Source organism: Hymenobacter plasmatis (assembly GCF_020711255.1).
Taxonomy (GTDB): domain Bacteria; phylum Bacteroidota; class Bacteroidia; order Cytophagales; family Hymenobacteraceae; genus Hymenobacter.
The window spans coordinates 1-746 of sequence record NZ_JAJFAW010000067.1 but is presented as its reverse complement, the minus strand read 5'-3'; the positions used below and the strand labels follow the sequence as shown (position 1 = coordinate 746).

Annotated in this window: 1 protein-coding gene; it reads right to left on the bottom strand. The window is 64.2% G+C overall.

The window, feature by feature from the left end:
* Nucleotides 1–746, bottom strand: a 746-nt coding sequence (locus tag LJ738_RS21155) for a S8 family serine peptidase (RefSeq protein ID WP_227788344.1), incomplete at both ends; no start/stop codon positions are given.

Sequence of the window (746 nt, the reverse complement as noted above, 5' to 3'; positions counted from 1 at the left end):
CCGCTCATCGTGGTGTAGCCACCGCCGAGGTAGGTCGAGTTGATGAACACGCCGGGCATGCACACGTCAACCGACGAGCCGTAGTTCGAGAACGAAGCCCAGGTATCGGTCTGGTCCATGGCCGAAACGGTGAAGATGTTCGGGCCATTGGCGCGGCCAGGGGAGCTCTGGCTAACGTCGGTGGAGCTGTTGCCAGCGGCCACTGCGAACAGGATGCCCTTGTTGGAAGCGGCAAGTACCGCGTCGTCGATGGCTTGCGAAACACCGCCGCCGAGGCTCATGTTGGCTACGTCACCGGCTTTGCCGTTGGCGGCCACATAGTCGATACCAGCGATAACGCCCGAGGAAGCACCGCTGCCCGTCTCGTCGAGTACGCGCACTGCTACTACAGTAGCATTAGCGGCTACACCCACTACGCCGAAGGAGTTGTTCTTGGCGCCAATGGTGCCGGCTACGTGCGTGCCGTGGCCGTTGGCATCCTGCGGCGAGGAAAAGTTGGAGCCGCTGGTCAGGAAGGAGCGGCTGCGGGTAGCATCCACGTTCAAGTCGGGGTGGCTCAGGTCGATGCCCGTGTCGATAATCCAGGCCGTTTTGCCCGTGCCATCGCCCGTGCCTACGCGGGTTATGCCATAAGGCGTGGTCTGGGTAGAGCCGGGGTCAGGAGTTGGAGCGGGAGCCGGGGCCGGAGCAGGGGCCGGAGCAGGCTCGGGAGCGGGTGCTGGGGTAGGCGTAGGAGCAGGAGCCGG